This is a genomic window from Leucobacter sp. cx-328, from assembly GCF_014530035.1.
GTDB lineage: Bacteria > Actinomycetota > Actinomycetes > Actinomycetales > Microbacteriaceae > Leucobacter.
Window position 1 is genome coordinate 37,545 of the sequence record NZ_JACVMX010000010.1, and the last position, 21,096, is coordinate 58,640.

The 21,096-nt window shown below is 60.8% G+C and carries 18 protein-coding genes and 4 tRNA genes; 15 read left to right on the top strand and 7 right to left on the bottom strand.

Going from position 1 to position 21,096, the window contains the following annotated elements:
• Positions 1 to 44 precede the first annotated feature (44 nt).
• The 6 genes from ICL81_RS10705 (at position 45) to ICL81_RS10730 (ending at position 5,246) form a co-directional block, all read left to right on the top strand.
• The gene (locus ICL81_RS10705; RefSeq protein WP_188034872.1) at positions 45 to 476 is read left to right on the top strand and encodes a cupin domain-containing protein; all 432 of its coding nucleotides are present in this window, start codon (positions 45 to 47) and stop codon (positions 474 to 476) included.
• A gap of 57 nt (positions 477 to 533) precedes the next feature.
• Positions 534 to 1,370, top strand: a complete 837-nt coding sequence (locus ICL81_RS10710; RefSeq protein WP_188024536.1) for an ABC transporter substrate-binding protein — start codon at positions 534 to 536, stop codon at positions 1,368 to 1,370.
• A 22-nt stretch (positions 1,371 to 1,392) separates the two neighbouring features.
• Positions 1,393 to 2,259 (top strand): amino acid ABC transporter permease, encoded by an 867-nt coding sequence (locus tag ICL81_RS10715; RefSeq protein ID WP_188034873.1) that lies wholly within the window; start codon positions 1,393 to 1,395, stop codon positions 2,257 to 2,259.
• On the top strand, positions 2,256 to 3,011 hold the full coding sequence (locus ICL81_RS10720; RefSeq protein WP_188034874.1) for an amino acid ABC transporter ATP-binding protein: 756 nt from the start codon (positions 2,256 to 2,258) through the stop codon (positions 3,009 to 3,011). Before ICL81_RS10715 ends, ICL81_RS10720 begins: the two co-directional genes overlap by 4 nt.
• Before the next feature lie 262 nt (positions 3,012 to 3,273).
• On the top strand, positions 3,274 to 3,867 hold the full coding sequence (locus ICL81_RS10725; protein ID WP_188034875.1) for a hypothetical protein: 594 nt from the start codon (positions 3,274 to 3,276) through the stop codon (positions 3,865 to 3,867).
• A 152-nt stretch (positions 3,868 to 4,019) separates the two neighbouring features.
• Positions 4,020 to 5,246, top strand: a complete 1,227-nt coding sequence (locus ICL81_RS10730; RefSeq protein WP_188034876.1) for a multidrug effflux MFS transporter — start codon at positions 4,020 to 4,022, stop codon at positions 5,244 to 5,246.
• Here ICL81_RS10730 and ICL81_RS10735 read toward each other — a convergent pair whose 3' ends face one another.
• Together ICL81_RS10735 and ICL81_RS10740 are read right to left on the bottom strand one after the other, a co-directional pair.
• A complete protein-coding gene (locus tag ICL81_RS10735; protein ID WP_188034877.1) occupies positions 5,247 to 6,269 on the bottom strand; it encodes a low specificity L-threonine aldolase in 1,023 nt (340 codons plus the stop codon). It abuts the gene before it with no gap.
• A gap of 98 nt (positions 6,270 to 6,367) precedes the next feature.
• A complete protein-coding gene (locus ICL81_RS10740) occupies positions 6,368 to 6,847 on the bottom strand; it encodes a hypothetical protein (protein WP_353055508.1) in 480 nt (159 codons plus the stop codon).
• Positions 6,848 to 7,071: 224 nt separating this feature from the next.
• Here ICL81_RS10740 and ICL81_RS10745 point away from each other — a divergent pair.
• The 4 genes from ICL81_RS10745 (at position 7,072) to ICL81_RS10760 (ending at position 7,575) form a co-directional block, all read left to right on the top strand.
• Positions 7,072 to 7,143, top strand: a tRNA-Thr gene (locus ICL81_RS10745).
• Between the two features lie 29 nt (positions 7,144 to 7,172).
• Positions 7,173 to 7,246, top strand: a tRNA-Met gene (locus ICL81_RS10750).
• Positions 7,247 to 7,400: 154 nt separating this feature from the next.
• Positions 7,401 to 7,472 (top strand) — tRNA-Thr (locus ICL81_RS10755).
• 29 nt (positions 7,473 to 7,501) lie between these two features.
• Positions 7,502 to 7,575, top strand: a tRNA-Met gene (locus ICL81_RS10760).
• A 315-nt stretch (positions 7,576 to 7,890) separates the two neighbouring features.
• Here the strand turns inward: ICL81_RS10760 and ICL81_RS10765 are convergent.
• Positions 7,891 to 9,699: an RNA polymerase sigma factor gene (locus ICL81_RS10765; RefSeq protein ID WP_188034878.1), complete on the bottom strand. Its 1,809-nt coding sequence runs from the start codon at positions 9,697 to 9,699 to the stop codon at positions 7,891 to 7,893.
• A gap of 287 nt (positions 9,700 to 9,986) precedes the next feature.
• Between ICL81_RS10765 and ICL81_RS10770 the strand changes: the two genes are divergently transcribed.
• Together ICL81_RS10770 and ICL81_RS10775 are read left to right on the top strand one after the other, a co-directional pair.
• On the top strand, positions 9,987 to 13,187 hold the full coding sequence (locus ICL81_RS10770; RefSeq protein ID WP_188034879.1) for a hypothetical protein: 3,201 nt from the start codon (positions 9,987 to 9,989) through the stop codon (positions 13,185 to 13,187).
• Positions 13,188 to 13,520: 333 nt separating this feature from the next.
• On the top strand, positions 13,521 to 15,140 hold the full coding sequence (locus ICL81_RS10775; RefSeq protein ID WP_188034880.1) for a leucine-rich repeat domain-containing protein: 1,620 nt from the start codon (positions 13,521 to 13,523) through the stop codon (positions 15,138 to 15,140).
• 273 nt (positions 15,141 to 15,413) lie between these two features.
• Here ICL81_RS10775 and ICL81_RS10780 read toward each other — a convergent pair whose 3' ends face one another.
• A complete protein-coding gene (locus ICL81_RS10780; protein WP_188034881.1) occupies positions 15,414 to 15,863 on the bottom strand; it encodes a MarR family winged helix-turn-helix transcriptional regulator in 450 nt (149 codons plus the stop codon).
• A 171-nt stretch (positions 15,864 to 16,034) separates the two neighbouring features.
• On the opposite strand from ICL81_RS10780, the gene ICL81_RS10785 reads away from it, so the two are divergent.
• Positions 16,035 to 16,448 (top strand): cytochrome c oxidase subunit 4, encoded by a 414-nt coding sequence (locus ICL81_RS10785; protein WP_188034882.1) that lies wholly within the window; start codon positions 16,035 to 16,037, stop codon positions 16,446 to 16,448.
• 19 nt (positions 16,449 to 16,467) lie between these two features.
• Here the strand turns inward: ICL81_RS10785 and ICL81_RS10790 are convergent, their stop codons facing one another.
• The 3 genes from ICL81_RS10790 to ICL81_RS10800 all read right to left on the bottom strand — a co-directional run bounded on the left by ICL81_RS10790 (position 16,468) and on the right by ICL81_RS10800 (position 18,145).
• Entirely contained in the window at positions 16,468 to 16,851 is a 384-nt protein-coding gene (locus ICL81_RS10790; protein ID WP_188034883.1) for a helix-turn-helix domain-containing protein, read from the bottom strand.
• A gap of 22 nt (positions 16,852 to 16,873) precedes the next feature.
• Complete coding sequence (locus tag ICL81_RS10795) at positions 16,874 to 17,506, bottom strand: NAD(P)-dependent oxidoreductase (protein WP_188034884.1); 633 nt, start codon at positions 17,504 to 17,506, stop codon at positions 16,874 to 16,876.
• 171 nt (positions 17,507 to 17,677) lie between these two features.
• Positions 17,678 to 18,145, bottom strand: coding sequence for an SRPBCC family protein (locus tag ICL81_RS10800; RefSeq protein ID WP_188034885.1), 468 nt, complete (start codon positions 18,143 to 18,145; stop codon positions 17,678 to 17,680).
• A gap of 398 nt (positions 18,146 to 18,543) precedes the next feature.
• Here ICL81_RS10800 and ICL81_RS10805 point away from each other — a divergent pair, with 398 nt between their 5' ends.
• Together ICL81_RS10805 and ICL81_RS10810 are read left to right on the top strand one after the other, a co-directional pair.
• On the top strand, positions 18,544 to 19,044 hold the full coding sequence (locus tag ICL81_RS10805; RefSeq protein ID WP_188034886.1) for a hypothetical protein: 501 nt from the start codon (positions 18,544 to 18,546) through the stop codon (positions 19,042 to 19,044).
• Positions 18,965 to 21,085, top strand: coding sequence for a LuxR C-terminal-related transcriptional regulator (locus ICL81_RS10810; protein WP_188034887.1), 2,121 nt, complete (start codon positions 18,965 to 18,967; stop codon positions 21,083 to 21,085). Before ICL81_RS10805 ends, ICL81_RS10810 begins: the two co-directional genes overlap by 80 nt.
• Positions 21,086 to 21,096: the final 11 nt, after the last annotated feature.

The window sequence follows — 21,096 nt, forward strand, 5'->3', positions numbered from 1 at the left end:
TCCGCACCCCACGACTGACTTCTCCACCAGAAAGAGTGCAGCAGATGACTGACGCAGCATACGATCCGATTACTGAGCTCGGCCTTGAACCGCATCCCGAAGGTGGCTACTACCGCCGCATGTACACGGCGACCGATGCGATTGAGACCGCCGGCGGTCTGCGTCCCGCAGTAACGCTCATTCACTTCTGGCTGCCCGCCGGTGACCGCTCTGAATGGCACGTCGTCTCGTCTGACGAGATGTGGCTGTGGCACGGCCCCGGCCCCCTTGAGCTGCAGCTCGGCGGTACCGGCGAGAATCCGGTCGACGGCGACAAGATCTTGCTCGGCGCCCCGGGAACCCCTGGCGCGAAGCAGCAGGTGCTCGTGCCCGCAGGGGTCTGGCAGCGCACCAACCCCGGCAGCGAAAATGTCCTCGTGAGCTGCATGGTTACGCCAGGTTTCGACTTTGCCGACTGGCGTCTCGAGACCGAGTAGAATTGACCATTAGCGCGCAAATCCGCAGCCGCGCGCCAGAACCTTTGGAGACAAACAGTGAACAGCAAGTTCCTTCGTCGTTCGTCCGCAGTAGCGGGCGCCCTCGCAGCATTGCTCGCGCTCTCGTCGTGTGCAGGCGCTGACACGGCAGCAGAGACCACTCACGGCCTCGAGACCGTTACCCCGGGCAAGATCACCATTGCTACCGGCAACCCGGCGTACTCGCCGTGGGTAGAGAATGATGACCCCGAGTCGGGCGAGGGCCTCGAAGCAGCAGTTGCGTACGCAATCGCTGACGAGCTTGGCTTCGCCAAGGACGAGGTTGTTTGGACCCGCACCCCCTTCGACGCGGCAATTGCGCCGGGTCCGAAGGACTTCGACTTCAACATCCAGCAGTACTCGGCTACGCCCGAGCGTGAGAACGCTGTCGACTTCTCGACGCCGTACTACGAGACCGGCCAGGCTGTTGTCACCACCGAAGATTCGAAGGCAGCAAGTGTTGCATCGATCGCTGACCTGAAGAACGTCAAGCTCGGCGTTGCAGCAGCTTCGACCTCGATCAAGGTAGTCAAGGAAGTTGTGGGCGTTGACCCCCAGATCTTCAACAGCACTGAGGACGCAGTCATGGCGCTCCAGGCTGGCACCATCGACGCGCTCGTCACCGACATCCCCACCGCGTTCTACAACGCGTACGGCGTGCTCGAGAACGGCAAGCTCGTTGGCCAGATCGAAAGCTCGCAGGCTGGCGACAAGCTTTCGGTGCTCCTTGCAAAGGATTCGTCGCTGACGAAGCCCGTGAGCGAGGCAATCGACACCCTTCGTGAGAACGGCACGCTCGATGAGCTCGCTGAGAAGTGGATCGCTGACAACAGCGGCGCTCCGGTTCTGAAGTAAGGCTTTTCACGAATTGTCTTCAGTGACTTCAAGTGACCACGGCGCCCGACCTGTACCCAGTGAGGTAGAGGTCGGGCGCCGTGCGTTCCGTCGCAAGCAGAGCGTTAAGTCGCTCGCCATCAGCATCCTCAGCACGATCGTCTTTGCGATAGTTGTGTGGATCGCGCTCGTCAACAGCCCAGGCTGGGAAGACGTCAAGCGCTCGTTCTTCGACTGGGAGATCGCAAAGGCTTCGGCCCCCGAAATTCTCAAGGGCCTCTGGCTCAACGTCCAGGTGCTGTTCTTCACCTCGATCCTCGTGGCGATCTTCGGCTCGCTGCTCGCGATCGCTCGTACGCTCAAGGGCGCGGTCTTCACCCCGATCCGCCTCGGCGCAGCTCTGTACACCGACTTCTTCCGTGGCATTCCCGTGCTGCTCGTCCTGTACTTGGTTGGCTTCGGTCTGCCCGGTCTCGGCTTCGTCGGACACCTGCCCATGCAGGTCTGGGGCGCAATCGCGCTGACCCTGACCTACTCCTCGTACATCGCAGAGGTGCTTCGCGCTGGTATCGAAGCCGTGCACCCCTCGCAGCGCATGGCAGCGCGCTCGCTTGGCCTGAGCCACGCGAAGACGCTCCGCCTCGTCGTCATGCCGCAGGCCGTCCGCAAGGTCACGCCCGCGCTCATGAACGACTTCGTGTCCATGCAGAAGGACGTCGGCCTGATCTCGGTGCTCGGTGCGGTTGACGCGATCCGCGCCGCCCAGATCGAGGTCGCCAGTGCCTACAACTTCACGCCGTACGTCGTCGCGGGTATCTTCTTCGTGCTGCTGTCGTGGCCGATGATCCGCCTGACCGACTGGTACACGGCTCGCGCCCAGCGCCGTGAGCAGATTGGTGGTCAGGTATGAGTTCAGAGAAGGCAACTACGCCCGTCCTGAGCGTCCGTGGTGTGCACAAGTGGTTCGGGGAGACTCCCGTCCTGCGCGGCATCGATCTCGAAGTCAACGCGCACGAGGTCGTCGTACTCATCGGCGCGAGTGGCTCGGGCAAGTCGACCCTGCTGAAGACCATCAACCTGCTTGAGCGGGTTGACGACGGACAGATCTTCCTCGGTGACGAAGACATCACCGACCCCCGCGCGAACGTCGATAGCGTGCGCGCCAGGGTTGGCGTCGTGTTCCAGCACTACAACCTCTTCCCGCACCTCACCGTGCTCGACAACGTCACCCTTGCAAGCCGCAAGGTGTTTGGCGTCTCGAAGCGCGAGGCAGAGAAGCGCGGCATGGAGCTCCTCGAACGCATCGGCCTCGGTGCGAAGTCGAAGGAATACCCCGACCGCCTCTCGGGCGGTCAGCAGCAGCGCGTGGCGATCGTGCGTGCGCTCGCGACTGATCCGCGCCTGCTTCTGCTTGATGAGATCACGAGCGCGCTCGATCCGCAGCTCGTCGGTGAGGTCCTTGATCTCGTAGGTGAACTCAAGCAGTCGGGCTCGACCATCGTCATGGCAACACACGAGATGTCGTTCGCACGCAAGGTCGCAGACCGCGTCGTGTTCCTCTCGAAGGGCCGCCTCATCGAGTCGGGTACCCCCGAGCAGATCTTCGAAAACCCGCAGCACCCCGAGACGAAGGAATTCCTCTCGCGCGTTGCCGGGCTGTAAAGCTCTCGCGTCTCGCGTCTTACGCTGAAGCCCCGTGCGCCGATTGGTGTGCGGGGCTTTTGCTTGATTTCTCACGAGGAATATGCCCAACGGTGAGGATCTAACAAGACTCAAGATACTTCTTTTAAATGAGGTGCTTGCAGACATTGCAAAGAGTGTGTAATGTTCCTTTCGTGCCCCTCACATCTTGGGCACACCGAAGTGCTGAGCGTTAATACTCGCCAGAGTGAAGCCGCTCGGACCTACAGTGAACGGAAATATTATGTGCGAACTTTCGCCGGAGCTGGCCGCCGTCCTTGGCCGCAGTATCTTGCAGGCAAAGAACCCAGAGGTTACAGTCACGAGGCGGTCGGTTATTGGACTGCTCGAAACGGGCGCTCTAAAGAGCCTCGAAGAGGATGAAGTCCGTCGCTTTTTTGAGGGAATTCATGTTCTCACGGGAAGCGGCATTGAAGTGGTTCGGGTTTCGCTCGCAGAGATGAGCGACTCCGAAGTAACTGATCCGCGCCCGTACGGTGCAACGCGCCAGTTCGCGGGCGTGGACTTTAGCAATCAGCGTGGCCTTTCGAAGCAGGAGCGTCGCGACGCTTGGACTGGAGTCTGGCCGGTGAGCGCACGCAATCTCGCTATTGCCGCGTTGGGAGAGAAGGCTCTGCTGGGCGTGATTCGCGGGTTTGTGTCGCCAAAGCTGGCACGAATTGTGACCGGCAGCACGCTGGACGTGACTACCGGACGCCATTGGATCCAGACCCGGAAGATGACCCCGGAAGAGCGTGAGGTATTCTTCCCCAACGGAACTACCGGCGCATGGGTCATGGTTCAACCTGGCCCCGTCGCCGCGATTGAGGAGCTGTAGGTCTTTCGCCTTATAGATAACTCCTTGCAAGAAGCCCCGTGCACCGATTGGTGTGCGGGGCTTTTGCGTGCTGGCACACCACTACGGACTCCGGCCGCAGGGGTGTGCATCTGCCTCGCGCAATGCGGGCACCCCTGCGATAGCCTGGAATGATGATCGGACGCAGCGTTGCACCTCAGTCGGGACGTATTACCCCGGGCCTGATGCTCGTCCTCGGATACATCTCGATGGCCGGCTCGCTCTCGACCGATCTGTATCTTCCAGCGTTCCCGAGCATTACTGCGGCGTTCGGAGTCGGCGCATCTGGTGCACAGCTCACACTGACGGCGTTCCTTATTGGCGGCGCGTGCGGTCAGCTCATCATCGGCTCAATCTCAGATGCGCTCGGTCGTCGCTTTACGCTGCTTATCGGCCTCGCGATCTTCGCGCTCTGCGGCGTCATTGTCGTATTCAGTCTGTCGATTGAGATGTTCATTGCGGTGCGGTTCTTGCAAGGTTTGGCTGGGGCTGCCGGAACGGTGCTCGCGCGTGCGGTGATCTCGGACATTTCAGATCCGCGCACGACCGCGAAATCTTACAGCGTGCTGTTTGTCATCATCTCGTTCGGTCCCGCCCTCGGCAACCCGCTTGGCGCCTGGCTCACGCAGCTCGGCGGATGGCGCGCCCCCATGGTCTGCCTCAGCCTGCTCTCGGTCGGCATGTTTATCGCTGCGGCATTGAAGATCCCTGAAAGCTTGCCGCTCGACAAACGACAGCCGTTCAAAGCTCGCGTCCTCGCAGGCAACATCGGCTCGCTCGTGCGCAAGCCACAGTTCATGGGCTTCGCGCTTGCGTTCGGCCTCGGATACGCCGCAATGATGGTCTACATCAGCGCCTCGTCGTTCATCGCGCAGGGCATCTACGAGCTCTCACCGGTTGAGTACTCGCTGATCTTCTCGTTCGGTTCGGTGACATTCATGGTCGGCGCCCTGTTCAACGCGCGGCTTGCTGGGCGGATCGGTCCCCACCGCTCACTCCGCGTCGGGCAGAGCATCCAGTTGCTGATGATCGTCACGGGCGCAGCGCTCGCGCTCATTGGCGTCTTCCCGTTGCCCGCGTACATCGCGATCATCGGAACCTTCACCTTCGCGACGGGCATGATCATGCCTGGTGCATCCTCGCTCGCGGTCGGTCAGGCCGCCGGCATGGTCGGTGCCGGATCGTCGATCGTCGGCTTCGGTCAGTTCCTCTTCGGTGCGCTGGGCACCCCGCTTGGCAGCGTCTTTGGCACAGATAGCGCGGCCCCGACCTTCCTCACGATGTTCGTCCTGTCGGGCGGCTCGTTCGTGATGGCCGGGGTCGCGATTCGCAAGCTCGCGCGCGATGGCGCGGAGCGCTAATTAGCCCCTGAGCGCTGTGAGCAACGCTTCGACATCGGCCTCAGCCGTGTCGAAGGCGCACATGAGGCGGTAAAGGTCGGCGTCGCCGCCGGGCCAGCCGCCAAACGCGAAGGCCGCCTGGCCGCGGGCAGCCATGTCGGCGGGAAGATGCGCGAAGACGGTGTTGGATTCGACTGCGTGCGCGATCCGCGCCCCCGGAATCGCCGCGATACCGTCAGCGAGGCGAACTGCCATCGCGTTGGCGTGGGATGCGGATCGGTTCCACAGATCGCCCTCGTACAGTGCAAGCAGCTGCGCCGAAACGAATCGCATCTTGGAGCCGAGCTGCAGGTTGATCTTGCGGAGGTGGGGGAGTCCAGGCGCGGATCCGGGACGCAACACCACTACAGCCTCGGCGCCGAGCAAGCCGTTCTTCGTGCCACCCAGACTCAGAATGTCGACGCCAGCGTCGGTCGTGAGCTCGGCGAAAGTCGCGCCAAGGAATGCGGCGGCGTTCCCGAGGCGCGAGCCATCGAGGTGCAGGAGCATGTTGTGCTCGTGCGCGAAATCAGCGAGTGCGCGGATCTCAGCCGCGGTGTAGACCGTGCCAAACTCGGTCGACTGCGAGATCGAGATGACCGACGGTTCAGCGCGGTGCGGGTTGCCGAAGCCCCACGCCTCGCGGGCCGCGAGCTCAGGGGTGAGCTTGCCGCCGGGGGTGTCGACGGTGAGGAGCTTGAGCCCGCCCGTCTTCTCAGGCGCGCCAGTCTCATCGGTCGCGATGTGTGCGGTGCGTGCACAGATGATCGCGCCCCACCGCGGCGAGGCAGCCTGCAGCGAGAGCACGTTCGCGCCCGTGCCGTTCAGCACGGGGAACGCCTCAGCCTCGGTGCCGAAGAGCTGCTTCGCGAGATCCTGGAAGCGGCCCGTCCACTCGTCGCCGCCATACGCCGGCTGGTGACCGACATTCGCCTCAGCGATTGCCGTAAGAACCTCGGGGTGAATGCCTGCCCAGTTATCGGACGCGAAGGATGTGGTGCTCATTGCTTCAGCGTACGCCTGTTGGGGCGGGTGGCGTGCGAGGTACTGGGGCTCGGCCGTGCGCGTTGGTGCGTCGGTGTGCTGGCTCGTTCGAGAGTTGACTAGGCGAGCGGGTGCTTGGGCATCTCGCCCTCGCCGGGGTAGTACTCTTCTTCTTCCTCGCGCTTGTCACGCGAGTCATTGATCGCGAAGGCAACCGCGATGCCGCCGATCGCGAAGGCAATGATGCCGAGCGGGTTGCAGAGGGCGATGGACATGCCGATCGAGAGGCCGCTGCCAGATGCGGGGCTCACGATCGAGACGAGCTCGCCCGCGACTTCGTTCGGCACGGTGAGGCCGAAGCCGACCGCGCACGCCCACGACAGGATGATTGCGACGACTGTGCTGCGGCTCGTGCGCTTGCCGTTCGCGACCGTCACACGCATGCGCTGCGCGAGCCAGAGCTGGAGTGCCGCGAACGTCAGGCCAATGCAGGGGAGATACCACCACGTCAGCGGGCCGCCAATGCCGAATGCCCAGTGGCTCAGCGACATCCAGGCTGCGAGAAGCAGTCCGATCGTGGTCACTACTGCGTTCTTCACGGTGTGGGCTCCTTTGTGAGGTGCTGGTGGGGTGTTGACGGTGTGCGCTTGCGTGCAATTGTGCGCATTTTGGTGTGCATTTCTGGCACCCGTATTGAGTGCCAGACACGCCCGCATTTCTCCATTGATCCTAATGCTAGAGCCAAAAATCCACCTAAATGGGGGCTGATTTGCGTGAGTCCAAAATCTATTGGTACTGTATAGCAGTTGTCATCGACAACGACGCCCCGATAGCTCAGTGGTAGAGCACTTCCATGGTAAGGAAGGGGTCGCCAGTTCAATCCTGGCTCGGGGCTCTGACTCTTTTGGTCTTCGGGCCAAGTATGGCTGAGTAGCTCAGCTGGTTAGAGCGCACGACTCATAATCGTGAGGTCGCGGGATCGAGTCCCGCCTCAGCTACGAAGAGTCGCGCAAAACCCCCGCTTATGGCGGGGGTTTTGTTGTTTGTGCTTGTTTTTCTGCGGGGCGGTTGCCTTGTGACACGCCGTGCATGCGGGATTTCGCACCGGTGATGGCGCTTGTTAAGATAGAACGGTTGTCGCAAGATAACTACGCCCCGATAGCTCAGTGGTAGAGCACTTCCATGGTAAGGAAGGGGTCGCCAGTTCAATCCTGGCTCGGGGCTCTGGCTTGTTTCTCTCTCGCAGAGAATATGGCTGAGTAGCTCAGCTGGTTAGAGCGCACGACTCATAATCGTGAGGTCGCGGGATCGAGTCCCGCCTCAGCTACGACAAGCCGATTAAAACCCCCTGGTTCGCCAGGGGGTTTTGTTTTTTCTCGGGTGAAGGTCATGTCGTTGAGCTTGGTTTGCCTTGCTCGATGAACGTGTCCATTGCTTGCCACATCACGTCAGAGTCGTCGAGTAGGGGCAACGCGATACTCACTGTGTGGCCGTAGAACCCTGTACCTTTAGGACATTTTGGTGACCTAAAGTGTCCGTCCAACGCTATGAGCGCGTTCGTTGCAGGCCATACCTAGCGCGCTGTTGCTCAGGGAGCACTGCGGTGTGTGCCGGTCGCTTGTGGGATGACCGGCACACACCGTTAGCTCACCGAAACAAGCCCGCAGGTCTCGATCGGGGGCGGCGTGACCGGAAGGGTGACGGGTTTCCACGGGGATTTGCGGCCGTCGAACGTGAGCAACTGCACCTCAACGAGTGAGTTGCGAATGTCTCCTGGCGCGAGCCCGTCCCACTTCTCGAGCGGGTTGAGGGGTTCCGTAAACCACCAGTTGCCATATCCGGTAACCGTGGTGACGCCATTGGCAACGATGAGCTCTACGGGGTGCTTGGCGGGTGGCTGAGTAATGCGCACCTTCACGTAACCGGGGTGTGAGGCTACACCGGCAAGATTGATCGAACCCGGCCCTTCGTTCTCGAAGAAGCACAGCTGATTTGGGAAGAGTGAATGATCATAGCCATCATTCGGCGTCTCGCCACCAGTGTCGCCATCACCGTCCGTGCCGCCGTCTTCATTTCCGTCGGTTCCGGGATCTGGCTTCTCACCGGTGCCGGTGCCATCGGAGTCGCCATCGCCAGATGAGTCTGGCCCGTGAGTATCGGTGCCTGTCGGTGGCGCAGTGTTGCCGTCGAGCACTTCCACGCCATCGTTCTGCGTCGGTGAGGGGTCAGCGCCTGGTTCGGGGTGTTCTTCCTTTGCGGCGAGTGCACTCGGATCTGTGATGGGGGCAGACAACTCTGAGGTGCTGTTGCCTGGAACTGAAACACTGGTGTCCGGAGTAGGGGCAGCAGTGGTTTCTTCGGCCGTTGGCGCGAACACGCCTGCCGCGATCGCAATGGCGCCTGCGGCGCCGAGAACAGTGGCGCTGCCTGCTGCGACCGCATTGACCGGAGAACGCAACATAGCCAGGAAGCTCTTCGCTCCAGCGGTGCCGGCACTCGCAAAGCTTCCACTCGCGCCGACCGCAGTGGCTCCCGCCGTTGCGGCAGCTACAGCATGCACACCCGCGTCGCCCGCGGTGAGAAACTCGGGCGGGACGAGCGTCCCGGCAGCACCGTCGGTAGGCGGAAAGAGCCCTGCGGCTGAAGCGGGGGTCGCCTGCGCGAAGGCATTGAGGAACAGCGTCGAAGACCCGCTGCCGACGATGAGCAGGAGGAGCGCGGGCACGATACGACGCTTGGCGGTGTCGAGCTCGTACGCAGCATTGCGGCAAAACGCACAGTCATCAAGGTGCGACTGGAGCTCATTGGAGAGCTTCGTCGAGAGACGCCCGCGCTGCAGCTTCAGGAGCAAGCGCAGCGGGCGTTCGCACTCTGGCGCGTGACGCTTGTTTGCGAGGTGGGCTTCGATCCACGCAAAGCGCAGCCCCTCGCGCGCTCGAGCGGCGAGCTTCGAGACACCGTTCGGGGAGATTCCCATGAGCTTGGCGACCTCGCGGGGAGGTAGCTGCTCCACTTCGGTGTACCACAGCACCGATTTCCACCGTTCGTCGAGCGCAAGGAATGCCTGTACGGCAATTTCGCCCTCGAGCACGCCGTCGTCCCAGGGCCAAGCTGTGTCTGTGTCTGGGATCGCATCGATCGGCTCGCGGGTCGAAGTTGCGATTGGGTCCCGTTCTTGGAGCCAATCGGCTGAGAGGGACCGGAGCACGCGGTACATGTAGGGGCGGAAGGAGTCAGTCGGGCCTTTGCCGGCCTTGAGCGCGCGAAAGATCTTGAGAAACGCCTCAGAAACGAGGTCTTGGGCGTCAAGGGACGGTGCAAAATTACGCGATGCGGTTTCAGCTGCCTGGGCATGCCTGTTCCACAGCTCGCCATACGCGTCTAAATTGCCTGAACGGGTCGCGTCAAGCAACTCCGAATCCGGTGCAGTGCGCACCTGAATATGGGCCATTGAGTCCTCCCCAAACTCGTACCCCAGTGCTAGCTCATGTACAGCTTGTACATGCCAAATGGCGTGAAACGCCATGAATCCCCAGCCTTAAGTATGCGTTGAATATGCGGCTAGTGCACACCTGTAGTGAATCTTCTGATGAGTTTTTGTGTTTCGCGTCACGATTCTTGTCTTACGCGGTGTCTATTAGTGGGCCCGGCTTCTGTCTCCAAGAATCCCCTTTCTCAGTGCGGGAGTCGGGCCTCTAAACGTGAATGCGTGAACTACACGCATCTATGGGGGGAAACATGGTGGAGAATTCGGCGCGCGCGAAAGCGCGGCGGAACGCTTCGGGAGTAGGACTTCCGGGGATCGCGAACACACAGGAGCAGCGTGGGGAACGCCGCAGCGTGTGGTCACGGATCGTTGCTGGAATTGCGGCAATCGCAGTTGGCATTGGTCTGGTGAGCGTTGCGGGTACCGCAGCGCAGGCTGCCGTACCCGGCATCAATATTTCGGTGTTGTACAAGGGGGCGGTCGTTGCAGATGACACGGTGATCCCCGAGGGCGAACAGATGATGCTGCGTGTGCAGTACGACGCTGCGCAGCAGATCGCAGGCAAGCAGATTAAGTTCACGCTGCCGAAACAGGTCACGGTGTCCGGCGGACTCCCGAAGAACGAAGCCGTTGAGTCTGCGGTGCAGAACGCAGATGGAACCTACACGGTGACCTTCAAAGATCCGCTTCCCGGAGACATCACTGAGGGCGCATTCGCTATTCAGCTCGTCGTGGGCAAGGTTGACGGAAACACTGAGTCGCCCATCAGCTGGGAGATCGGTGACGACTCTGGCGGCGTGAAGATCATTGTCGAGGAGACGGTGACCCCGCCTGAGAACATCACCGATAGCTACGCAAAGGCAGTGAACACAAACCTTCTCGACGAGTACGTCGTGATGGGCGATGCGCCAGAGTACGCGTTTGTGGGGCTCAAGCCAGAGCTGGCCGACAAGAAGCTGACCTACACGCTCACCATGCAGTCGGCTGACGCGCGTACTGGTTACGCCATTGCAGACGCCCTGCCCCAGGGGCTGAGCTATGTCGCAGACTCGTTTGCGGCAGAGCTCACCGCCGCAGGCGAGACGACCGCGATTGGGTTTGCGCCCACCGTTACCGGCAACAGCTTCGCAGGTGTCGTTGACGTGCCTGCGCAGTCGGTGCTGAAGATCACGTACGACGTTCAGGTCACCGACCTCGAGCAGCTTGAGTCGGCACTGCGCGAGCAGTTCCGAGATCGCAAGGGCGTTCCTGGTGTGTACCAACTCCAGCTGACGAACACCGCAACCTTCGGTGATGAACACGAGCGCAAGACTGACGTGTACCTGCGTGGAAGCATTCCTGGCGTGGGCGCCGGTCACTATTTCGGGAAGAGCGGCAACTGGAACCTGCGTGATGTCATCGCTGACGAGCAGGGCAAGCTCACGCCTGCCGCGCCAATGACCTACACCCTGAGTGCGAACCTCACCCCGTGGGACGAGCGCAATGCGAACTTCACCCTGCAGCAGAACGTCGTCATCAGTGACACGCTCATCGAGCAGGCATCGTGGAAGACCGGTGACGGGTTCATCACCATTGCCGGCGAGGGCCCGCTTACGGCGTTGAAGGAGGCGGCAGGCTTCAGCGGATCCGCCGCAGATTTTGCCGCAGAAAAGTACGTCGGCCAGTATGCCGTCGTGGGCCAGACGCTGTTCGTCAATGTCGGGAAGAGCAAGGCAACCAACGTTCAGATCAAGGCCAAGGCCCAGCTGAACACCGTTGCCGGGCTGCCTGGCAACGACCAGACCACGGTTGTCGGCGGCACTTCGTACCCCTGGAACAACACCGCTGAGTTCTACTACGGTGATGGTGATCCCGTGAAGAAGGAGCACAACGCTGAGGTCGTTGTGCTGCCGAAGGACATCGAAGGCGGCGTAAACGACACCGCTGCGTTCTCGAAGACTGCTGGCGCCGAAGAGGTGCGCGTGGTACCTGGCGAGAGCGCGAAGGTGCCGTACCAGTTCTCGATTGACACGGCAAAGCCGAAGGTCGATCCGCTGACGAGCCGCATTGTCGACCAGATCAACACCGATATCTTCGATGTTGCTGATCTTGACTCGATTCCGGTCTCGGGTACCTATGGTGGTGCGAACCTCACCCGCGAGCACTTTGCGTTGAGCACCGATAAGTCGGGCAACGTGGTCATCGAGCTGAGCGAAGCGGGCAAGAAGGTTGTCGCGGCTGAGCCTAAGCGCCAGCGGTGGACTATCGATGTGATCTTCACGACCGTTCCGTTGACCGGTAAGCAGACCCTGGAAATCTACAACCGTGCGACCTTGCACAGCGTCGATTCGGAATGGGACTACTGGAGCGAGGACGAATCGGAAGCTACCTCGTTTGGTGATGAGGCCGAGATGCGCAAGCGCGTCTTCGACCGTGAAACCGGCAAATGGACGGCAAACCTGAATGCGGCCATCGAAGATGGTGCGTTTGTTGATGATCGATTCGTCTATGCGATCGAATTGATCCCGCGCGGTAGCTATGGCGCTGCCTTCCCCGTGAGCATTTTCACGCGTGAAGATGTGCTTCCTGAGGCAGTCGAATTCCTCGGCTTTGTTGAGCTCGACGCCGACGGAGTACCGAACCTCGACAGCGCGACGGACGCAGAAACTGACATGCGCGGCAACGTGCGTTCGAGTTATGCCGACGGCGTTGTCACCATTCGCCAGGCTGACGATACGAATCTTGACCCCACTCAGGGGCGGATCGTCACGTACTTCGCGGTTCGCGCGACTAATGCGTCGAAGCCGATCGTGAACACGATTGCCGGCTCAGAGGCGGTCATTACTCCGGTGGGTGATCCGAGCATCGACATTGAGAAGTGGAACGACGAGGGCGAGACACCCGAGTACGACGCTTCTGGCGCACTCGCGAATGACGGATACGAGGGCGATCACGACGCGGCCCCGGGATTCCCGTTGGCTGAGGGTGAAGAGCTGCCGATCAACTTCACGATTTCGAACGACGGCCGTGAAGACCTCATTGATGTACGAGTGAGCGACAAGCTCATCGACGGCGTCGGTGAGATCACCAACCTCGACTGCACGTTCCCTGACGACTCGACCGGCACCGAATGGGCGGGCCCGTTCAAGGTTGGCACGCAGTTCTCCTGCACCGGAACCCTGCCGGGACTTGCACTCGATGAGTCGCACAGTGACCGCGCAACGGTGACGGCGGTTGGTGTCCACACAGGTAAGTCGGTTGAAGATTCAGACGACTGGCACGGTGCCACCCCGATGACGTCGACCCCGATCGATCCGGAACCGGGTGTTGATCCTGGTGTGAAGCCGGGTACCGGCCCGACCGGTGGCCTTGCGCTCACCGGTGGCCAGACGCCGTGGGTGGTTGCGGGCATCGCCGCGCTCATCCTTGCGGCCGGCGGAGCGCTGCTTGTGCGCCGCCGTCGCTCGGCCTAACGAAGAATGACAGAACTGCACTCGGGCGTGAGCCGTCCGGGTGCAGTTCTGTCGTTTTAGCGCTGAGTCGGAACTGATCCAAGGCAGCTTTGCCAGATAGGGCAGCTGTCCCGTCCTTGCAGGCACATCCCGGAAACTCAGCTGACCGCTGTCTGCGCACTGCTTTCTGAAAACCGTTTACAGTCTGTCATTCTCGCCGTTCTGGTGCTGGGGGTGCCGGCATGCCTGTTTGTGGGTTACAAAAGGCGATCAACCCAATAAGCTTTCACTTGCATTGGAGTTAATTTGCTCGCTCTAAGGTGGAGCCAGTGAAGTTCTTGAGGATGAGGGTTCATGAAGAAGCGATCGTTGCATCCATACCGGCTAGCCTTTGGCATCGCAGCCGTGGCGCTGGCGCTAAGTACCGTTGGGGTTTCCACTGCGCAGGCGGTGAACCCGCTCGTCAACATCCCGGAGTCGTCAGACGGGTTCGTCGAGCCGGCCGCGCCACCAGAGATTGATGATTCCGGCGACGATACCGATCGAGACAACGATGATGAGATCGTTGACGTGCCAGACCCGCTGCTGGCTGAGGCGATCCTCGCGAAAACCGGTAAAACGGAGATGACGCGCGCTACCTTGCGCAAGTTGGTGACCTTGAACATCGATGGGCTTGACGTGAAGGATCTCACGGGCCTGCAGTATGCGACGAGGCTCTCGAAGCTTGAAATGCGAGACACGCTGGTCACTACGCTAGCCCCGCTCGCCGGTGCTGAATCGTTGATGTACTTGTATGCGGGCTATCAAACTTCTGGTGCTGGCACGGTGCTCGAGAGCCCGTTGAGCAACATCTCCGCTCTGCGGGAGCTCCCGCTTCTGAATTACGTAGCGCTCAACGGCGCGGATATCACTGACATTGAGCCGCTGCGCGGTGCTGAAGGGCTTGTGCGTGTTGAGGTGGCGAACGTCACTAAACTGCGTGACCTCTCCCCATTGTCGAAGTCGCCAATTCTTCGGGAGGTCTACGCACAAGGGACCGCTGTCTCTGACCTCTCGCCTCTGAGTGACCTCCCCGAAATGCGGACAATCTCGGTGCCGAATGCGAATGTCAGTGACATTTCGGTCGTTGCGGGGTTGCCGCACCTCTCGATTCTGAATGTGAACGGCAACCATGTGACTGACATTTCCATGATTGATACCTGGCCTAGTCTCCAGCAGGTCGGCTTCAAGAATCAGACGCTGAGTCTGCCGCGTGTGTTCCCGTCGGCCACCGAGACCACGTATGTGAATCTCGACACTGCGGAGCCATTTAGTATGCCCGGTGGTGCCTCGGTCGTGGCCTCCACTGGAGCGGAAGCTGTCGAGAGTGGTGGCACTCTGTGGTCCGGGCTTGACAGAACTGAAGAGGAGATCGCTGCGGTCTTTGAGTACATTCCCGAGGGCGGCGGCGCTCCGCACTACTCGGCCACGGCCACGTACCCTGTGACTTTTGCAGACTTTGACCTTGCCCCCGCGCAGGGCGAGCATGTTGCGGCGACAGAAGGTCGTGCGCTTGCGTTTGACTTCTCAACTATCGAAGAGTTTGCAGGCGGTGACTACACTCTGCGCGGGGGAACGATCCCCGGCATGACTCTCAGCTCGGATGGGCAGTTGTCCGGTGTCCCATCTGCGGCAGGGCACTTTAGTCCCGTTGTTGAGCTCACTGATAAGCACGGCAATGCAATTGAGCGGTCATTTGAGTTGGAACTCTCGCAAGGCGATTCTGGTGGATCGGATGACCCTGTGGAGACACCCGATGGGGGCGATCAAACTGCGCCAGGCGGCGGCCAGACTCCCCAGGATCAGGGCAGCAAGGGGTCGCAGCTAGCGCACACGGGCATGACTGGCCTCGCTGGTACGTGGCTTGTGGGTGCGGCCCTGCTAGTCGCAGGAGCCGCGACGCTTGGTGCGCTCCGCAAGCGGCGAGCGGCTTAGGCTGCGAGTAACACGTAACGTCGGCGCATAGCGCGGCAGGCGGCACTGAAAGGGTGAGGCTCTCTGGGGTACCAGAGGGCCTCACCCTTTCAGTGTTCTGCGTGGGAGTCGAGTGGGCTGGTTTTAGCGCTCAGTAGCGCGAGATGGCCTATATCGATTCATTGCCGAGATGCCTGTCGGAATGCGTTGCGCAAGGCGAGAGCCAGTACCTCAGCCTCTATTTGGCATACCTGTTGGCCCGCAACGCGGCAGCCCGCAAAAGACCGATTCCGGTTAGGGCTTTGGTTGCGCCGCATCGATCACTCGCCAGAGCGTCTCGCGCAGGTGGGTAAGCTCGGCGATCTGCATATCGAGTTGCTTCGTGACGGCTACTGGCACGGGCGGGGCGAGTTCCCGAAGCTCCCAGCCCTTGTCGGTGAGCTCAACTTCGAGGCGTCGTTCGTCTGCTGCGCTGCGTCGACGTGTAAGAAGCCCCGCTGATTCGAGTCGTTTGAGGATGGGGGACATCGTGGGTGCATCCTGTAGCAGCAGCTCACACAGCTCGTTTACCGAGCAGGGGCTGTGTTCCCAAAGCGCAAGCATTGCGAGGTACTGCGGGTGGGTGAGTCCGAGTGGCTCGAGGAGTGGGCGGTAGATCCCGATGAGTGCGCGGTTCGCAACTGACATCGCGAAACACACCTGATTATCGAGCTTCAAAGCTTCGTTGTCGTCAAGCGAACTCATGGCTCTACCTCTCGGGCTCGGTTGCGTTTGTCTTGAGATAAAACTACCATCGACATGAATGCTTAACGCGTTAACTATTCATGCGTTAGGTGTTATTCGCAACGACGTGCATCAACCGGAAATTGGCGCACGAAAAAACGGCAGAGAAAACCCGGCAGGAAAGGCCCCAACGTGCGCACACACATCGTCATCTATTGGATTCTTGGCATCTTCCAGTTTTTCCTTGCGGCGCTGTACACCACTTGGAATCTCATCGATGTTGGACGCATTGAATGGTTTGGCACGATTGCATTCATCTTTGGTGGCGGCTTCATGGTTTGGCTTGCGTTCTACCTGGAGCTGCTTGTGAAGAAGCAGGGTCCGCTCATTGAAGACAATGATGATGCCGACATTGATGACGGCGACCCAGAGATTGGCCACTTTCACCCATATAGTTGGTGGCCCATCACCCTCGCCCTTGCGATCAGCATGATCGTGTTGGGTGTGGCCATTGGGTTCTGGTTCGCTTATGTGAGCGTCCCGCTCCTCATTATCTCCGTGACGGGTTGGGTATTTGAGGGCTACCGGGGCGCTTCTGCTCGTTAGCGAGGCTGGGGCTACGGCGCTACCCGGTGACTGAGCTGGCTTCCCCGTCGAACCGTGAGCGCGCGACCAAGACCTCGGGCATGTGTGTTCGCACCCACCCGTCCAGTGCAAGCAGCACGGGGCGCAACTCGCGCCCGCTCGCGCTGAGTTCGTAGGTCACGCGCGGTGGAACCTCTGCATACGCGCGCCGCACGATCAGCCCGTCGCGCTCGAGCGCCTTCAGCGTCTTGGACAGCATGCGCGGCGAGATGCCGCCGACTGTCTCTGCGAGCTCGCTGTAGCGCGCGGGCCTCTCAGCGAGGGCGCCGATAATGAGAACTGTCCAGCGATCACCAATCTGATCCAGCACTTGCCGACTCTGGCAGTTGGGATTGTAGGGATCGAACGGAAGTTCCTCGCTCATGGCGCCCTCTCTGGAGTGGTGGTTAGTATGCGACGCTGATACGCGAACGGTTGTGTGCGTTCTGCTCAAGTTCGTCTACGTAAGCAATAGCGTAGTCGGCGCCTGAGATTGCCGATTCGCCCGAAGCGTCTGACATGAGCACGTCGCCGCCAACGCGGAACGAGCCGGTGCGCTCGCCGGCGTTCCAGGCGCCGAAACTTGCTGCGGGGCTGACGTAGAACCAGTCGAGGGTGCCGTCAGTCGCGCGCAGCGCCTCGAGGATCTCGCCATGCGAGCGGGCCTCGGACAAGAACGCTTCGGGGAAGTTCGGGTCTTCGAAGACGCGAGGGCCGCCCTCGGTGACCTGCAGTGAGCCGGCGCCACCGACGAAGCTCAGGCGTGCGCCTGCTGCGATTGCTACATCGCTGAGGAGCGGGAGGGCGGTAATGAGCAGCGGATCGCTCGCCGCGCGAAGTGCTACCACGATGTGGTCTGCGCCCTTGGTGGCCTCGCGAACGAGTGCCTCGTCAAAGATCGAGCCAGCGTGCGCCTCGACCCCCTCGACCGGTGCTGCGTTGCGTGAGATGCCGGTGACCTTGTGGCCGCGCGAGATGAGTTCGGTAGTGATCGCTCCGCCTGCGTAACCAGTGAAACCGAAAACGACGACCTGTGCCATGAGATGCTCCTTGGGTTGAAAAGACTAATAAGTAACTAAAGAATAGTCGCTACCTAAAAGATAGTAAAGGGGTTATCTGTGAGCGAGCCGAGCGCCCAACGGCACGGTCAAGGCATAAGAATGGGGGCGCGGATCAGTCTCACCGATCCGCGCCCCCATTGCTGTCAGCCGCTACGCTGCCTCAATCACCCGTTTGATGGCAGCCAGGGTCTCGGGGATGCCAGTGCGCGCAGCAGCCTTGCGGCTCGCGATTTGCTCTTCGACATCGTCTGGGAAGCGGTTGACCACGTACTCCTGGCCAGCGGGCAACCATTCCCAGGTTTCGGTGAGCTCGGTGCCGCCATCAACTGCGCGCATGCTGTACCCCCAGTTGGTGCGGCCCGGGCCGACGTTCCATGCGAATGCGACGCCAGGCTCAGCGGTAATGACGGTGCTCTGGGTTTCCCACACTCGATTGCCATCGTCGTTGCGACCGGTGAATACCGCGCCAACCGCGGGAGCATCGCCCTGCTCCCACCAACATTCCTTGCAGACGGGAGACCATTCGCCCGTGCGAGTGATGTCGGAGACTGCGGCGTACACCTCCTCGGGGGTCGCGGCGACAAAGATCGAATCTGAGAAGGTGAGCGTCGTGTACATGGAGTCATTATGCACCCGGGCAAACGAATTGGGAACACTCACGAATCGCGTGGGAAAAATACTCAACTCAGGTAGGAAAGCGCTTACTGCAGCACCCAGGTGCGTCGTATGATCTCAGTCTGCTGCTTCACTGAGTGAAGCGTTCGGGAGTACATCGGTGGACACCGTGAACACCAGGGCTTCGTAACTGGCCAGCCAAGACCGATGAGCTTCGCAGGTGTGCAGCGCAGGTGAAGCTGCATCGCACCCGTGATGAAAAGTAGTGACCAGTTCTCGTTTCTGGCCTATTGTCGAGGAAATGGGCGCCTCGTGAGAATGGCGCGGATCGGGGTTGTGTCCCATCTCACGTGGCTCCGAACACTCACGAACCAGTCCTGGTTCCGAGGAAAGGTAGACGCATGAGTGCGAGACTTCGAGTGCTGTCGAGAGTGCTGACCGCACTGACGAACGGGCGGGACATTGAACTCGTTGGAGACGTTGGCAGCGGCAGAACAGAGATTCTGAACACGCTGAAAACAGTGCTCACAGAGCGGCGGTGGACGACGTACCTCGTCACGGGAAACGCTGCCCAGCGTTCGACCCCGTTTGGCGCTCTGACACTCGCCAACTTGCTCGGCGACATGCGCCCTGCGATGCCAGCAGCGCAGCTTGCCGAGGCAGTGACCCAGCTGGGAGAACGCCTCACCAGCTCATTGGCGGCAATTTTGGTTGACGACATCGATGACCTCGACAAAGCGTCATGGGCGGCGATTCTCGGACATATCGCTGAGCATCCGGAAACGCGAGTGGTTGTCGCACGCAGCTGCCGAGCCGCCCCCGTTGCCGGCGAGCACTGTCTGCAGGGGGCTCACTGTCGAGATTCCGCCCCTCACTTTCCGAGAGCTGCAGTCGCTCGCTGAGGCACGGCTCGGTGCGCCGCTTGATGAGGCAGTGCTGCGCAAAGTGTTTGCAGATACCGGGGGAGTTGCCGGTCTCGCGCGAGACTACATTGATGCCGCGGTCATCAACGGCCGGCTGCATCGTGATGGACGCGAATGGGTGGCCCACGCCAACCTCTGGTCAGGTGAGCTTGTCGGGCGCATCGAACTGATGCTTGCGCCGCTCACAGAATCCGCGTTGGAAGCGCTTGAGCTCCTCACCATCATCGGGGTTGCAAACGTTGGCGACGTGTTGAGTCTGGTCGACTGGGACACGCTCGAACACCTCGAACGTCACCGCCTGGTGCGGATCCGCGCCGTCAACGGCGCCCTGCGCATCGCGACCCATCCGCCGCTGCTGACTGACTACTTCCAAAGCCGATCGCTGGTTGCACGCCGGGCTCGCCTTGGCGAGCTTGCCGCGGCTGTGCAAGGGCAGCAAACGGACGTCTTTGAAGACGACAGTTTTGCGCTCGACGACTCGTCAGCGCAGGAGAATGCGCTCATTCTGCGCTTGTTCCAAGATCAAGCGCAGGGCCGAATGCGGGCCGCACTTGCTCAGTGGAACACCGACCCTGGTGTGCACACCGCCATTGCCGCTGCGAGGGCGATGATGGAAGTAGAAGAGGCGCTGCCAGGAATTGAGCGCATCCTTGAGTCTGATCTGGCGAAGAGCGATGACCGCGGCGAAATGCTGCAGCTCCGCTTGCTGCAGGCGGAGTGGTACGGCTGTACCCACTTGGACGTTGCGCGTGCCGTAGCTTTGCTGCGTCAAGACGGGCACAACGGTGTTGTTGGGACGCGTGTTGCTGACGCGTATTCAATCCTGCTCGAATCTACGCTCGACCACGTTCCTGCCGACTACGATGCGCGGCTGGCGCTCACCTCCGAGATGCCGCCAATGGCGCAGTTTCGTATGTTGCAGGTCAACATCTCGGCGCAGATTCTCTCGGGAGACTTTGCTGGCGCAGCACGCAACTTGGAAAAGCTTGAGTCCATTGGCATCGTGGGAGATGAATTTTCAATCGGGTATCTGCGCGCACTCGTGCAGATCGGTACGGGCGATCTCACGGAAGCTGTCACCTCCTCACGGCTGGCGTATTCGCGGGCACTGACCGCGCTTGACTCCCACGGACTCATTCAGCATGCGGCCGTTCTCGTCTACGCCCTCGAAGCACAGAGTCGCTATGCCGAAGCGGAAGACGTGCTTGCGACAGTGATTCCGATTGCCCATCCCCGTGGCATGTCGGCGATGATTTCATACCTCATCTTGCATGGCTGTGCGGCGCTCATCGCGGCACGTGCCGGTCGTCTTGAACAAGCACAGACGCACCTGAACGCATTGCGAGATTTGGAACAGAGCGGTGTATCCATCTTGCGGCAGCTGCCGATCGAGGCAGAAGCGCAACTGCTAATTGTGGGCAACCAACGGATGCAGGCGGCGGAATTGCTGTGGGACCGTGGCACGGAATTGGAAGCCAAAGGCTACCTCTTCCCGGGGCTCATGTTGCGGATCGGGGCGCTCGAGGTTGGCCAAGATCCCACGCGGCTTGCCCTGCTTGCACCGGATGTAGCAGCCATGGGCAGTGAGTTTGTGAGTTCGTATTTTGAAGTGGTGTCGTACTTCCACAACCCTGAAGGTTTCGATCCGCGTGCGGTGATTCGGCGCGCGGCTGACGCTGGGCGGATCGGCCTCGCACTCACCACCCTGGACTTTGCAGCCGCGCTCGTCGAAGCAGAGACCCGGGAGGAGCTACAGGTGATTCGTGAGGAGCTGCTGACACGGGAGCCGCGCGCTCATTATGAGACGCGACGGTTCCAGTCATCGGCCGCACGCCTCACCGAACGGGAATCGGAGATTGCCCACCTCGCTTCCGGAGGGCTCTCAAACGCACAAATCGCGACCCAGCTCACGCTCAGTGTGCGGACAGTTGAGAATCACATGCACCGCGTCATTCGGAAACTCGGAGTGAGCGGGCGACAGGGTGTGCGTGACTATTTGTTTAGCGAGCACGGGTTGTGAGCGGCCCCATG

Bases quoted from the DNA above. Each gene is read 5' to 3' on its own strand.
- ICL81_RS10790 (WP_188034883.1), bottom strand. From the start codon at position 16,851: ATGAGCGAGGAACTTCCGTTCGATCCCTACAATCCCAACTGCCAGAGT.
- ICL81_RS10775 (WP_188034880.1), top strand. From the start codon at position 13,521: ATGAAGAAGCGATCGTTGCATCCATACCGGCTAGCCTTTGGCATCGCA.
- ICL81_RS10730 (WP_188034876.1), top strand. From the start codon at position 4,020: ATGATCGGACGCAGCGTTGCACCTCAGTCGGGACGTATTACCCCGGGC.
- ICL81_RS10705 (WP_188034872.1), top strand. From the start codon at position 45: ATGACTGACGCAGCATACGATCCGATTACTGAGCTCGGCCTTGAACCG.
- ICL81_RS10735 (WP_188034877.1), bottom strand. From the start codon at position 6,269: ATGAGCACCACATCCTTCGCGTCCGATAACTGGGCAGGCATTCACCCC.
- ICL81_RS10770 (WP_188034879.1), top strand. From the start codon at position 9,987: ATGGTGGAGAATTCGGCGCGCGCGAAAGCGCGGCGGAACGCTTCGGGA.
- ICL81_RS10765 (WP_188034878.1), bottom strand. From the start codon at position 9,699: ATGGCCCATATTCAGGTGCGCACTGCACCGGATTCGGAGTTGCTTGAC.
- ICL81_RS10795 (WP_188034884.1), bottom strand. From the start codon at position 17,506: ATGGCACAGGTCGTCGTTTTCGGTTTCACTGGTTACGCAGGCGGAGCG.
- ICL81_RS10800 (WP_188034885.1), bottom strand. From the start codon at position 18,145: ATGTACACGACGCTCACCTTCTCAGATTCGATCTTTGTCGCCGCGACC.
- ICL81_RS10780 (WP_188034881.1), bottom strand. From the start codon at position 15,863: ATGAGTTCGCTTGACGACAACGAAGCTTTGAAGCTCGATAATCAGGTG.
- ICL81_RS10725 (WP_188034875.1), top strand. From the start codon at position 3,274: ATGTGCGAACTTTCGCCGGAGCTGGCCGCCGTCCTTGGCCGCAGTATC.
- ICL81_RS10805 (WP_188034886.1), top strand. From the start codon at position 18,544: ATGAGTGCGAGACTTCGAGTGCTGTCGAGAGTGCTGACCGCACTGACG.
- ICL81_RS10720 (WP_188034874.1), top strand. From the start codon at position 2,256: ATGAGTTCAGAGAAGGCAACTACGCCCGTCCTGAGCGTCCGTGGTGTG.